Source organism: Flavihumibacter petaseus NBRC 106054 (assembly GCF_000974785.1).
Taxonomy (GTDB): Bacteria; Bacteroidota; Bacteroidia; order Chitinophagales; family Chitinophagaceae; genus Flavihumibacter; species Flavihumibacter petaseus.
In genome coordinates, this window is the sequence record NZ_BBWV01000001.1 from 1,871,980 (window position 1) to 1,885,540 (window position 13,561).

General features: G+C 50.4%; 9 protein-coding genes. 2 read left to right on the plus strand and 7 right to left on the minus strand.

Annotation, left to right across the window (positions count from 1 at the left end; genetic code table 11):
* Positions 1–26 precede the first annotated feature (26 nt).
* Positions 27–2,387: a penicillin-binding protein 1C gene (gene pbpC / locus FPE01S_RS07940; RefSeq protein ID WP_046368208.1), complete on the plus strand. Its 2,361-nt coding sequence runs from the start codon at positions 27–29 to the stop codon at positions 2,385–2,387.
* 43 nt (positions 2,388–2,430) lie between these two features.
* On the opposite strand, the gene FPE01S_RS07945 is transcribed toward pbpC, so the two are convergent.
* The 3 genes from FPE01S_RS07945 to FPE01S_RS24710 form a co-directional block, all read right to left on the minus strand.
* Complete coding sequence (locus tag FPE01S_RS07945; protein WP_046368209.1) at positions 2,431–2,919, minus strand: hypothetical protein; 489 nt, start codon at positions 2,917–2,919, stop codon at positions 2,431–2,433.
* Between the two features lie 336 nt (positions 2,920–3,255).
* Entirely contained in the window at positions 3,256–4,008 is a 753-nt protein-coding gene (locus FPE01S_RS07950; RefSeq protein WP_046368210.1) for a LytR/AlgR family response regulator transcription factor, read from the minus strand.
* Complete coding sequence (locus FPE01S_RS24710) at positions 4,005–6,125, minus strand: tetratricopeptide repeat-containing sensor histidine kinase (protein WP_052955598.1); 2,121 nt, start codon at positions 6,123–6,125, stop codon at positions 4,005–4,007. The genes FPE01S_RS07950 and FPE01S_RS24710 overlap by 4 nt, the downstream gene beginning before the upstream one ends.
* A 206-nt stretch (positions 6,126–6,331) precedes the next feature.
* Between FPE01S_RS24710 and FPE01S_RS07960 the strand changes: the two genes are divergently transcribed.
* Positions 6,332–7,630, plus strand: a complete 1,299-nt coding sequence (locus FPE01S_RS07960) for a metal-dependent hydrolase family protein (protein WP_083990166.1) — start codon at positions 6,332–6,334, stop codon at positions 7,628–7,630.
* Between the two features lie 408 nt (positions 7,631–8,038).
* Here FPE01S_RS07960 and FPE01S_RS07965 read toward each other — a convergent pair whose 3' ends face one another.
* The 4 genes from FPE01S_RS07965 to FPE01S_RS07980 all read right to left on the minus strand — a co-directional run bounded on the left by FPE01S_RS07965 (position 8,039) and on the right by FPE01S_RS07980 (position 13,539).
* Entirely contained in the window at positions 8,039–8,965 is a 927-nt protein-coding gene (locus tag FPE01S_RS07965; protein WP_046368211.1) for a glycoside hydrolase family 5 protein, read from the minus strand.
* A 66-nt stretch (positions 8,966–9,031) separates the two neighbouring features.
* Positions 9,032–9,688 carry a YdcF family protein gene (locus FPE01S_RS07970; protein ID WP_046368212.1) on the minus strand — a complete coding sequence of 219 codons (657 nt, stop codon included), beginning with the start codon at positions 9,686–9,688 and terminating at the stop codon, positions 9,032–9,034.
* A 33-nt stretch (positions 9,689–9,721) separates the two neighbouring features.
* Positions 9,722–10,489, minus strand: coding sequence for a LytR/AlgR family response regulator transcription factor (locus FPE01S_RS07975; protein ID WP_046368213.1), 768 nt, complete (start codon positions 10,487–10,489; stop codon positions 9,722–9,724).
* A complete protein-coding gene (locus FPE01S_RS07980; protein WP_046368214.1) occupies positions 10,486–13,539 on the minus strand; it encodes a ligand-binding sensor domain-containing protein in 3,054 nt (1,017 codons plus the stop codon). Before FPE01S_RS07980 ends, FPE01S_RS07975 begins: the two co-directional genes overlap by 4 nt.
* Positions 13,540–13,561 lie beyond the last annotated feature (22 nt).

Sequence of the window (13,561 nt, forward strand, 5' to 3'; positions counted from 1 at the left end):
GGAGAATTGTGCCCTAAAATTATTATATGGTTTCACGGAAACAAAATGAAAAGAGAATTGCAATCAATAATCCTTTGTTAAAGACAATTGCCATCCGGATTTTGGGTTGCTGCGCAGGGTTGATTTTGTTTTTCTTCCTGCTTACCCTGCTGTTTCCCCTGCCGCAACCGAAACTGTATTCCACTATTATTACTGATGATGAAGGAAAGGTGATTCATGCATTTCTGACAGCGGATGACAAGTGGCGCATGAAAACGGAGCTGGGAGAGATTTCTCCCCTGTTGCAGAAAGCCATTGTTGAAAAAGAAGATAAATGGTTTTACCGTCATCCGGGTCTGAATCCCGTGGCTATGGTCCGGGCATTTTTCAATAACCTCTTTACCGGAAGACGTACCTCCGGCGCAAGTACCATTACCATGCAGGTTGCCCGGGCGCTGGAACCCAAACAACGCACCTATGCGAACAAGTTCATTGAAATGTTCCGTGCGCTGCAATTGGAAATGCGGTACAGTAAGAAGGAGATCCTGCAGTTATATCTCAATACCGTCCCGTACGGAGGTAATATCGAAGGTGTGAAATCGGCAGCCGTGCTGTACTTCAGGAAGAATCCGGATCATCTTTCCCTGGCAGAGGTGGTGGCTTTGTCTGTTATTCCGAATCGGCCGAGTTCGCTGGTGATCGGAAAGACCAACAATGATATTATAGTAGAACGCAACCGGTGGCTGAAAAAATTTGAAGCCGAGGGTGTTTTCCCTGCAACAGAGATAAGGGATGCTATGGACGAACCACTTACAGCCACCAGGCTGGAAGCACCGAAAGAAGTACCGCATCTTTCCTGGAAGCTGAAATCCAGCGGTAATGATATCCAGCGCACCTGGATTAACCTGAATACACAATGGAAAGCGGAGAAGCTGGTAAAGGATTATGTAAGAACACTGCAGTTCAGGGATATTCACCAGGCTGCGGTGATGGTGGTGGACAACCGCAATCACCATGTGATCGCCTATGTCGGCTCAGCTGATTTTGCAGACACTACTGATGCCGGGCAGGTCAATGGTGCTGCTGCCATCCGCCAGCCAGGCAGCACCTTGAAGCCATTCCTGTATGGTAAATGCATTGACGCCGGTCTGCTTACCCCCAGGATGGTGCTGGCAGACGCGGCGGTTAACGTTAACGGGTATGCGCCGGAAAATTACGACCGGCAATTGAATGGATACGTCACCATGGAATACGCCCTGGAACATTCCCTTAATATTCCTGCGGTAAAGGCATTGAGAATGCTGGGGAAAGATGCGTTTGTTGAAGACCTGTCAGACGTTCATTTCCGGCAGATCCAGAAAGACCGCAGGAAACTGGGATTATCGCTGATCCTGGGCGGTTGTGGCGCAACACTCGAAGAGCTGACCGCCCTGTTTGCCGGATTATCACAGGAAGGAAAATACCAGTGGCCGGAATACACGCAACCCGGGCACGACCCGGACAAAAAGGCTAAAGCCGTTACACAGCAGATGCTGAGCCCCGCGGCTGCTTTCCTGGTGAACGATATTCTTTCAAAAGTGAATCGCCCGGATTTTCCATTGAGCTGGACCAGCACCGAAAAGATGCCCAAGATTGCCTGGAAGACCGGAACATCCTATGGTCGCCGCGATGCCTGGAGCATCGGGTATAATAAACACTTCACCATTGGCGTATGGGTGGGCAACTTTTCAGGAAAAGGCGTTCCTTCCCTGAGTGGCGCAGAAGTTGCGACGCCGCTGTTGTTCAGGTTGTTCAACACGATCGATTATGATTCCGGAAAGGATTGGTTTGAAGCACCGGCAAGTCTGTCCACCCGTTCAGTTTGTACTGCAACGGGATTGCCGCCGGGGCCGCATTGTACGGAAACTGTGAGCGACTGGTTTATTCCATTGGTTTCTTCCACCCAGACCTGCCAGCATATGCAGGAGATTGCAGTGAATCCCGAAGAAAGCATTTCCTATTGCAGGATCTGCCAGCCGCTGAACGGGTACAGGAAGAAGCTGTATGCGGTTATTGATCCTGATATGCAGGCCTGGATGCAGGACCACCATGTTGCGTACCAGCATATTCCCCCGCACAATCCTGATTGCGAATCGGTATTTCGTGGCGGGGCTCCCCGGATTGTTTCTCCTTCCAACGGCGGCGAATACCTGATCTACCGCAAGAACCCCGAGCCGCTGCAGCTGGTATGCCAGACAGGCAACGAAGTGGGTAAGGTATACTGGTATATCAACGATGCCTTTTATAAAACCGCCAGCGCAGGAAACAAGTTGTTCTTTCAGCCGGAGGAAGGTCCCGTCAAGATCTCCTGCACCGATGACAAAGGAAGGAACAGGGACATCTGGATAAGAGTCAGGATGGTGGATTAGCCAATAAAATTGCAGGCAGGGTCAGCAGCTTTTGCGGGACTGATCATTTTGAAACTTGAGCTTTTAAAGCATCTGCCATTTTTTTAAATGCTTCCCAGTTTTCCTGACGGGCGCTGATCAGGTAAGTTTCACCATGTTTAAAGATGAGGGACAGGCTCCCTATACCTGCTCCAATAGCCCCACCAAGGAGTATACCGCCTACGATGCCTTCGCCGGTGGTATATCCCAGAAAATCATCGGGATCAGCTGAAGCAGCTCCTGCGACCGCGCCGATCAGGGCACCGCTTGCCACGCCAATACCAATATTGTTGCCCGGGGAATGTTTGGTTTTGATTTTACCAATTTGCCGCAAAGGAATCTCAGCGGTATCCTTATTGGTCAATAGTAAAACGGAACTGTCCGTGGCCTGTAAGAGTTTACCTCTGGCGATCCTGACTTCCTGTATGTCGAATACGCGGATAAACAAGGATTTCTGGGCTGTAGTATAAAAGACAGACAGGCAGCAGGCGAGTGTGGCGAGAATTTTTGTCATGTTATGTGCGCTGTGGCACAGATAGCAGTTGTTCTACAGTATATTGGCGGGTGAGCGTTTCATTAAGCTACAACAACCCAGGCGGATTTCAAAGCGATGCCGGGTATTCTTCACCGTAAATCACCAAATGGAAACTGCCTCCAACAGGAGGCAGTTTCGGGGTTTAGGGGCTAAACTGCAGCGTTTAAAACTTATACGCCACACCAGCTACGAAGTTGATCTTTTTCTGTCGATTCACACTCCAGTAACCAATATAATATTGTTTGTTCATCAAATTATTTCCGTTGAGGGCTGTCCGAAAACCGGAAAACGTGTAAATCGCTGGTATTTTGCGGTCTAATGCTTATCGGGTTTCAGCCTGCGGAGCAGCGTATCTTTCCGGCTACGGCTGACGTCAATGCTTGACCCATCGCTCATTACCAGGTAGCCACCCTCGCCCCGGACATACTTGTTTACTTCATTGAGGTTGATCACACTGGAATGATGCACGCGGATAAAATTGAATTCTTCCAGCATTTCTTCCACCTCTTTCAGGGTTCTGCTGATCAGGATTTTCTGGTTGCCTTTCAGTGAAAAGAGCGTGTAGTTACTTTCCGAACCGCAACTGATAATAGAATCCACTGCTATCATCTGGAGGCCTTCCAGGGTAGGCAGGGCGATTTTGTAAAAAGGCATTGAATGCGGATGGAGGTTTTTCAGGAGAATATCGAGCTGATCCAATGCGTTGTGTGGCCTGGCCTGTACGCATTTTTTTACGGCAGCCTGTAGTTCATCGCGGTCAATTGGTTTGAGCAGGTAGTCGAGGGCGCTGAAACGGATGGCCTTGATGGCATACTGGTCGAAACTCGTGGTAAAGATCAGGTGAAAATTAAAATCTCCTATCCGTTTGAGCAGTTCAAATCCATTCATTTGCGGCATCTCAATGTCAAGGAATAGTATATCCGGCGGCTTTTCGTGTATCACTCGCAGGGCCTCCTTGCCGGAATGGCAAATATGGGTTACTGTTATTTCAGGACAATATCGTTCGATCAGCAGTTGAAGGGCTTCACAACAATACGGTTCGTCGTCTACCAGTATGGCGCTATTCATGACATTCTGTTTACGGGGTGAAAGTCATTTTCAGCATAAGCAACAGTAAGTGTCACCTTCGTGCCGGACGGATTGCCGTGCATATCGTAGAGGTCATCTACATCAACACTGGCCTGCTGCATATTGCGGTTGAGCAATTCAATGCGGCCGGTGGTGATGTGCATCCCCATGGATTTTTGTTTTTCCGTGGATTTACTGTTCAATTTCCGCGCCATGGCGCGGCCGATGCCATCATCGGTAATGGTGCAGGTCAGGATATGGCCCACCAGGCGGATTGCAATTTCGAGATGGCCTTTTTCCTCCTTGTGCATGAGGCCGTGCCAGATGGCATTTTCTGCAAACGGCTGGATGAGTAACGGTGGCAGGTATATTGCGGCAGTGTTGAAACGGTTGTGAAAACAGATGGAGTAGTCGAATGCATTGCGGAACCGGAGTTTTTCCAGGTCGAGGTACAATTTCAGGGTTTCCAGTTCGTCTTCGAGCAGGATGGCACTGCGTTGCGAGTGATTCAACACCATCCGGATCAGGCGCGAAAATTTGGTAAGGTAGCCGGAGGCATCGTCGGATTCATTTTTCAGAATGAAACGGTTGATGGAATTCAGGCAGTTAAAAATGAAATGCGGGTTCATCTGGCTGCGCAACGCCTGCATTTTCAGTTCGGTTGCCTGTTGCTGCAATTCAGCCTGTGATTTTTTGGCTTCTATGGATTGTATTTCCAGTTCATGCGAAAGCCGCATTTTTTCGTTCCGCCTTTTCAGCTCCGCAATTCTCACAGAGATCATGCCGAGCATCAGCACGAGTGCCAGACCTCCCAGCAATGCATTGCGCATCAGTGACGCGCGGTCCAGGGCCGACTGCTGGATAGTATTGGTTTGCCTGAGCATTTCGATCTGGCGTTCATAATCATAGGCGGCGAGTTTCCCCTTCAGTACGTCATCGGCCACGGATTCTTTCTGCACCACATACTGCCGGTAATAATGATAGGCGCTGTCTGGCTGTTTCTTCCGGTCGTAAATACTATAAAGCAGCTGATAGGCGTCGCGGATGCGCTGGCGCGCGTGGGTATTGCCGGCAAGGGAAAGCGCTTTCCTCGTGATGAACAATGCTTCCGGAAGTGAATCCGTATTGAGGTACGCATTGGCGATGTCTGTCAGCAATCGCAATTCGACCGTGATGTCATGTGCCTGCTTTGCCAGTGGCAGTGCCGGAAGCAGATAATCCAACGCTTTATGGTCCTCGTGCCGGGAGAGCAGGAATTCTCCCATACTGGTGAGATAAAAGCGACGGTCATGGGTGGTCAGTGCGGAAGAATCGATCAGATTGTAATAGTGCCTGGCTGAGTCGGACTGACCGTTCAGAAAAAACAGTTCCGGAAAACATACCCGAAACCATATGTTTTCGTGACTCAGCGTAGCCGGGTTTACAACTTTGCGGTAGTATTGGAGCGCTTTTTCATAATTGCCAAGACACCTGTTCAGTTCTGCAAGCAGGTAGTTTTCGAGCCAGGGAGAGAATTCCCGGTTATTTTGTTTCTGGAAGTATTTAAAGCTTCGCAGCCATTCAAAGCACCGGGCATATTCACCGGCATCCCGTAAGGGCTCATATCTCGCTCCCAGCGCATTTTCCATCCAGGCAGTGTCTTTGTACAGCCTTGCCCAGCCGAAAGCTTTGTCATAATACTGGAGTGCTTCCTTCCATTGATTGCGCCGGGCTTTGGCAATTCCCAGCTGGAAGAACGCGACTTCAATTCCTTTTTTGTTGGTGACCTTTCCAAACCAGTAGAGTGCCTTCCAGGTGCTGGCTTCAGACTCTTCCACCGGCCTTTCCGTAAAGTTGTACAGCGATGCCCAACACAACCAGGTTAACGCAATGCCCCTAGTATACCCGCATTGTTCTGATATCTCCTGCATTTGCCGGATATAGTGCCGCGCTGAATCCGTGTTGTCTGAAAATTCGTAACAGATGTTGATTCCAAACAGGTAGTCTACCCTGGCTGAGTCCCGCAATGTACGGGACACGCTATAGAGACTATCCAGATTCCGTGCCTGGCAAATGCATGCAAGGGCGAACATGGTCAGACACAGAAAGAGGGCCTTATGGTAAAGCCACTTTATCATGTCCTTAATTTATTACGGGTATGCGAATAATCGGGCCGGAATGAGCCGTTGACCGGTTAAGTCTGTCAATTGGTAAACTGGTCGGTACAACCAGTGGACGGAGTAGTCGGAATTGCACCAATAAATTACGCTTTATCGGCAAGAAAACAATGCTTCGATTATGAAATCGGCGGCCAAACTTTTATCTTTTATCCAAATATTAATGCATGCGTCTGCTTGTAAGTATTCTTCTCCTGACCGGTGGACTGCCGCTCCTGTCTGCCATTACTGTTTCCCGCAAGGTTCCGCAGCCTGCAGTAACCGCTGCCGATGCCTACCTGCTGCTGGCAGCAAGGGTTTTTGACGGCGAGGAAATGCATCCAAACTGGGCAGTGCTGGTAGAGCAGGAAAAAATCACTGCAGTTGGTCCCGTTTCAGGGATAAAAGCACCAAAAGGCGCTACCCGGATCGACTTTGGCGATGCGACCCTGATGCCCGGTTTGATTGAAGGTCATGGGCATCTTTTTCTCTATCCCTACAATATCCGCTCCTGGGACGACCAGGTGCTGAAAGAAACGGATGCTTTCCGTACTATCAGGGCAGTACAACATGCGAAAGCCACGCTGCAGGCAGGGTTTACCACTTTGCGGGACCTGGGGACAGAGGGCGCGGGTTATGCCGATGTTGCACTCCGTGATGCCATCAGCCAGGGACTCGCCGAAGGCCCGCGGCTGCTCGTTGCCGGCCGGGCTATAGTAGCTACCGGCGCCTACGGGCCAAAGGGTTATGATGACGACAGTCATATCATGCTGGGCGCTGAAGAAGCGGATGGCAACAACGTGATCAAAGTGGTGCGCGGTCAGATGGGACATGGTACTGACGTGGTGAAAGTATATGCCGATTATTTCTGGGGTCCCCAAAAGGAGGATCTGCCCACTTTTTCAGAGGAAGAGCTCCGCCTGATGGCCGTAACTGCAAAGAGCGGCGGCCGGCCCCTTGTCGCCCATGCAGGAACCAATGAAGGTATGCGCCGGGCTGTGGAAGCCGGCGTGGAGACCATCGAACACGGCGATGAAATGGATGAAACAACGGCTGCTTTACTCAAAGCACACGGCGTATACTATTTCCCGACGCTGGCGGCTACAGAGGCAGTCGCCCAATACCGTGGCTGGAGAAAAGGTGCCGGTGAGAATGTGGCGGTGAATGGCAAGAAAAAGAGTTTTGCAATAGCCCGCAAAGCCGGCGTGCGGATAGGCATGGGCGGTGATGTAGGGGTATATGGACACGGCACTAATGTGATCGAAATGGAGCTCATGGCAGAATATGGAATGGCCCCGCTCGAAGTTCTGAAAGCAGCCACCAGTGTGAACGCCGATGCCTTTCACCTGGAGAAGCTGTGCGGCCGCATCAAACCGGGGCTCATGGCGGATCTCATTGTGGTGAAAGGTGACCCTTCGAAACAGGTAAGTGACTGCCGCCGCGTCAGTTTTGTAATGAAAGGCGGGATTGTTTTCCGAAAAGATTAGTTGCTACCGGGGTTGTTTCCTCCCGGAAAAGCAGGAGGTATTAAATTTTCAAAGTGGGACAATTTATAAAACTTAGTGAAATGAGCCACCAGGCTGGGTTTTATAAGCGTATGTGTATTAGGCGTTTCCATCATCGTTTTTAAACGAATAATTTATTCTGCCCCAACTGAAGAATCTGTATTTGCCATATCAGCAAAGTATGCCAATGCTTGTGTTGACACCATTACCAGGTAAAGTACTATAGGTATAAAAACGTTTAAGTCTGTGAAATGTAGTGTGGTGGCTCATTTCACCGAATTCCACAAATTACCCATTTTCAAGAAAACAACTCCCACCTACGCTAAAGCTTCTGTCCTTCGCTGCGCTTCGGCAGACAAAGACGGTGGGCAAAATCAAAAACAGTAGCCGCTACCTTGTTGTTGCCCTGTTGTAATACTTCAGATAGTCTCTTGCTTTGATACCCGACTCCTTGATGTCGCGAGTACTCCAGTTGCCGGAGGAGTCTGCACTGGGTTTCAGTACGGAACAGGTTTCATCCTTATCTGATACGCTCCACGTGACCCAGCTGATGTTTCTGCCTTCCGCCCATTCGATCCAACGCTGCCATTCGGCTTCATCGATCGGGCCATTTCCGGAAGCTTCCATTCCTGCACACTCGGAGATAAAAAGCGGAATGCCCTTATTAAGGGCATAGTCGCCACGGTCGCGCAGCCCTTGTTTGTGGGTGGCTGCATAGTAATGCAGGGTGTACATGATATTGGTGAAACCTTTCAGCGGATCGTTGGCAACAACATGAAGGTCCTGGTCCCAGTGTGGGGAACCAACCAGGATGATGTTGTCAGGATCATTTGCACGGATGGCTTTGATAATTTCAGCAGAATAGGTTTTTACATCTGCCCAGGTTTCCTGGTCAGGCTCATTGAAGATCTCATAAATGATGTGGGGATACTTCCCGTAGGCAGCTGAAATCTCGGTGAAAAAGGCTTTGGCTTCAGCCGTATTGATGTTGTGACTGTGCCAGTCAACAATAACATAAATATTGTCTTTGATCGCCTGGTCGATCACTGCACGGATCTTTTCTTTTGACCAGTCAGGTTTTTTGAGGTAGCTGTCCGGTCCCAGTTCGATACCCATGGCGGCCCGCACTACCGACACGTTCCAGTCCGTCGTGAGCCAGTGTACGCTGCCGGCATTATAGAAGCGTGGCCAGAGGCAATGCCAGCCATAGCTCATGCCCCGTAGCACTACAGGTTTGCCTCTCTCATTCACGAGCTGCGTTCCTGATACAGCGAGTTTGCCGTTGTCTGAAACCGGTTGTGCGTGCAATGCCTGCATGGGAAATAATTGCAAAAACAACAATTGTGGGGCCAAGACTAATCTGAGCAGGTTCATAGGTCTACTTTAATCTTTTATGAGGTGTTTGTTGAAACCCAGGGCAACCAGCTGTTCCCACGCTGACCAGACATCATCCGGTATTTCCTGGGGGATCTGAAAACCTTTGTCCGGGTAAACTTTGATCCGCTGCAGGTCGCCGACCATAATGTTGATCACCCTTTCCATCGGGATCTCATCACTAGGGTATTCTTCAAGACTGAGCTGCGGTGAAGTGACGAGCAGTTCCTTTTCCGGCCACCAGTTCATAAAAGTGGCATAGCTGCGTCTTTCCATATAGGGTTTCTGCACCACGATGAAAGAAAGAGGATCCATACCGTTTTCCTTCAGCAGTTGCTGGGTGAACATGATATTTTCACCAGTGTTGGTTGATTTGTTTTCCACGAGAATGGCACTATCGGGAACGCCTGAACGCTTCGCGATGGCGGCAAACTGGTCGGCTTCGGGAACTGTCCACATATCCTGGGTTAAATTTCCCAGTCCGCCGGAAAAGACCACCAGCGGCGCATATCCCTGCAGGTAAAGTGTTGCTGCACGATCTGCCACGCGGAGATCATGGCTGCCGAGGGCAAGGATGCAATCGACAGGTTTCAGCACATGCTTCATTAAATGAAAGTCCCATAGCTGCCTGGCAAGTGACAGTACGGTATCTGAAAGTTCCGGCATGCGACGAAATTAATGCCTGCAATGGTCAATGCATCATCTTTCAAACCATTTTTTGAAACCCGGTGCTTTTTCACGGCTGATATCCGCTTCGATTTTCAGGGGAGCTTTCAGGGTGAGTGTGAGTTTCTGATTTTCATGCGGCTTAACACTCTGTATGGCATCAATGTGCACGATGTACTGCCGGTTGGCGCGATAATAAACGCGGGGATCAAGCAGTTCCTCAATCTCTTCCAATGTGGTATAATCGAGAATGTACTTGTCGCCACTGAAAGTGTGGAGGTAATTCAGGTTGTCGCGGTAGAAGCAGGCGATATCACGGGTAGGAACAGGTATCCAGTTGTTGCGCACATTAACGATGAATTTCTCTTTGAACTGCGCGGCAGCTGCCGGATGTTGCATGTATTGCAGGAGTTCCTTCAGGGAGTCGCTTTGCGGCGTAGGGCTGGCAATGCGCTTCCGGCTTTTTTCGATTGCCCTTTCCAGGTCACGTATATCTACCGGTTTAAGCAGGTAGTCGATGCTGTTCACCCGAAATGCCTGTATGGCATATTCGTCATAGGCAGTTGTAAAAATAATGGGGCACTCGATCTGAAACGCTTCCAGGATCTCAAAGCTGGTGCCGTCACTCAGCTGGATGTCCATAAAGATCAGATCGGGTTCGGCATTGGCAAGGAACCATTTCCGTGCCATCTTGAGACTCGAAATGGTTTCAATAATCCGGATATCCGGCGCTACCTGGCTGATTTTCCTGGCCAGCTCGCGTGCGATCAGCGATTCATCTTCCACGATGACTGCATTCATATCAGGGGAATTTTTACGGTGAAATGGGTAGCGGATTCTTCCACCACCAGCGGGCGCGGACTCAGGTATTGATACAAGGAAACCATGCTTTTCAAACCTTGTTTGTTGCTGGTTTCCACAAAACTTTTTTTCTGAAGGTTGTTCCTGACCACCAGGTAATCATCTTCCACAAACAATTGTATCTCCAAAGGTATTTCGTCGTCGATGCGATTGTGTTTGATGGCGTTTTCCATCAGGTTCTGCAGGGTGACCGGTGCGATTTTCCGGTGAAGTGCCTCTTCGCAGATATTGAATCCGACTACCAGCCCGGATTCGAAACGGGTTTTTTGCAACTGGATATAGGTCTCCGCAAATTTCACTTCATCCGACAACAGCACCAGTTCTTTGTCCTTGCTTTTCAGAATGTAGCGGTAGATCTTGCTCATCTGTTCCAGGAAATCTGCTGCAAGCTGCTGATCGAGGGTGATCAGGCTGCCCAGTGAGGTCAGGGAATTGAAAAGGAAATGCGGGTTGAGATGCTGGATCAGGTTTTCATACATCACCTGGGTCTTTTCTTTTTCGAGTACCTGTGCGCGGTTCTGTAGGAGGAGGATCTGGCGCTGTTTTTCCAGTCGGAAACGATAGAATCCATACATTGCCAGGGCCAGGAAACCGAGTACCAGGGTTACAAACCACCATGTCTTGTAAAACGGTGGGTGAACGAACAGGGGAATCGTCATGGGCACACGGCTCCATTCGTCGCTGTTGTCGGTCGCCTTCACCTTGAACGTATAGGCGCCACCGGGTAGATTGGTATAACTTACAAACCGGCGGCTGCCCGAATAGATCCAGTCTTTATCAAATCCTTCCAGCATGTAGGCATATTGCTGCTTGTCTGGCCGGTCAAAATCGAGGGCTGCAAATTCAAAGGAGAATATGTTTTCGTCCGGCTGCAGTTCCAATACCGATTTGCTTGTGCCGGGGTCCGGGATACTGCGGTCGTGGTCATTTACGCGGAAGGCGGACAAAACGAGCGGTGCGGCTTTCCGGCGGGACAGCACGGAGTCGGGGTTAAACTGAAAATAGCCGGCCTGGGAACAGAGGATAATATCCCCGTTCGCCGCCAGGGTGCTTTTTTCAATGATCTGGTTCTTGAAAAGACCATCCTGTTTGCCGTATTGTGCGATCTGGCCGATGGCAGGTTGCAGCATCACCAGGTTTTCCATGGTGGTGCACCAGATGCGGCCGCGGGGATCTTCCAGTATGGAAAAGGTGATATCACTCCGGATACCATCCCGGGCAGTATATAGTTTTGTCGCAGTGGGGGTTGCCGTGTCGGAACGGATCTGTTCCAGTCCCCGGTCGGTGCCGGCCCAGATATTTCCCTTCCGGTCTGCCGCAAGCGAAAACACACGGTCATACTGGAATGCTTTGAAGGGACTGCCCTGCGATTCGAAGTAGCCCAGCATGCCACGGCTGCCGCCGATCCAGATCCGTTTCCTGGCATCCATGGCCATGGGGCCGGTCACATTACTGGAAAGTTTTGCGGTTGCGGTGTTGAAGTGCCGGAACGTGTTTGACTGAGGGTTATAACAGAATACGCCGTTGCGCCGGGAGCTGATCCAGATATTGCCAGCAGCGTCTTCGAGCAGTTTTTCAAAATAGTTCGAAGGGCGATCGGGGGCATAGACCGGAAAGCTGGTGGTAGGTTGAAGGGTGAGCTGCTGCGGATCAAGGCGGTAGAGATAGTCGCGGCTGAGCACCCAGATATTGCCTTTCCGGTCTTTGAGGATATCATGCAGCACCTGGTAAGGTTCTTCGCCCTGTAGGATCTCTACCGGCAAGATCTTTTCTTTTCCCGTTGATTTGTTCACCACGTGGAGGCCATCGGCCAGGGTGGTGGCGATATACTGGCGATCCGGTTCATCCAGCACGGCAGTCACTTCATAATACTGCTGGTTGTCGGAACGTTGCACTTCGATTCCTTTATAGCGGAACCGCTTCGGCCGCATTTTGAGAAGGGTGATGCCGTTCTCATGCTGAATCCACAGACCATTGTCACGATCGGTGATAACGTTCGTGCACATGTTGTTCGGGAGACCTTTGTGAAACTGGTCGTTGAATAACATGAATTTTTTGTAGGCAGTATTGAAAAGGACAAGACCCTGGTCTTGCGTGGCGAGCCAGAGTTGCTGGTCTTTGAGTGGTGTGATGCCCTGAACAATATTGGTGGTGCCCAGGTTGGTTTTCACGGAATCATAGAGGTAACGGGTAAACTTTCCGTCTTTGAAGTCATAAAACTGGAGGCCCCCTCCCCAGGCGCCGAGCCACAATCCGGTTGACGTCGGATAGATGACTTTATACAGGTCGTTGCGGAAACCTCCATTGCGAACAGGGCTCATCCGGACCGGCTCCAATTGACGGTTGGCAGGATCAAAACGGTACAGGCCATCGTGGGTAGCCAGCCAGCAGCGGCCCTGCCGGTCCTCCGCCATGTGGTAAACATTATTGTAAACGGACCTGAATTCCGGCGAATAGTGACTCGTTGTGTCGGGAACGATATCGAGGTGATCGGCGATCCTTCCTCTTTCGTCGATGCGGAACAGGCCACGCTGGTGAACACCGATCCAGAGCCGGCCTTTCGCATCAAAGTGCAGCATATTGATGGTCGGTATGGCGCCGGTTCTGGCAATTTCCTTCAACGGGTAGTTGGTGAACTTACCTGTCGCAGGGTCATAACAGCTGATCCCGCCACGTTGAAAACCCATCCAGATACGGTTCCGGCGATCTTCTACCAAACGGGTCACATGGCTGTTGCGGATACTGTTGCTGTCGGCGGGATCGTTGCGGAACGTTTTATAACTATACCCGTCAAAGCGGCTGACGCCGTCGGCTGTAGCAAACCAGAGAAATCCCTGGTGATCCTGCAGCATGTCTGCGATAGCGTGACTGGGCAGCCCTTGCGTTTCATCAAAATGTTTGATGCTGAATTCCACTGCCTGTTGAGCGGAGACCATGTTGTGGCTGCCTATGCAGCAAATCATGCAGAGCAGGAACAGGCAGCGGGGCATTAACAGGGGTTTATTTTACAAT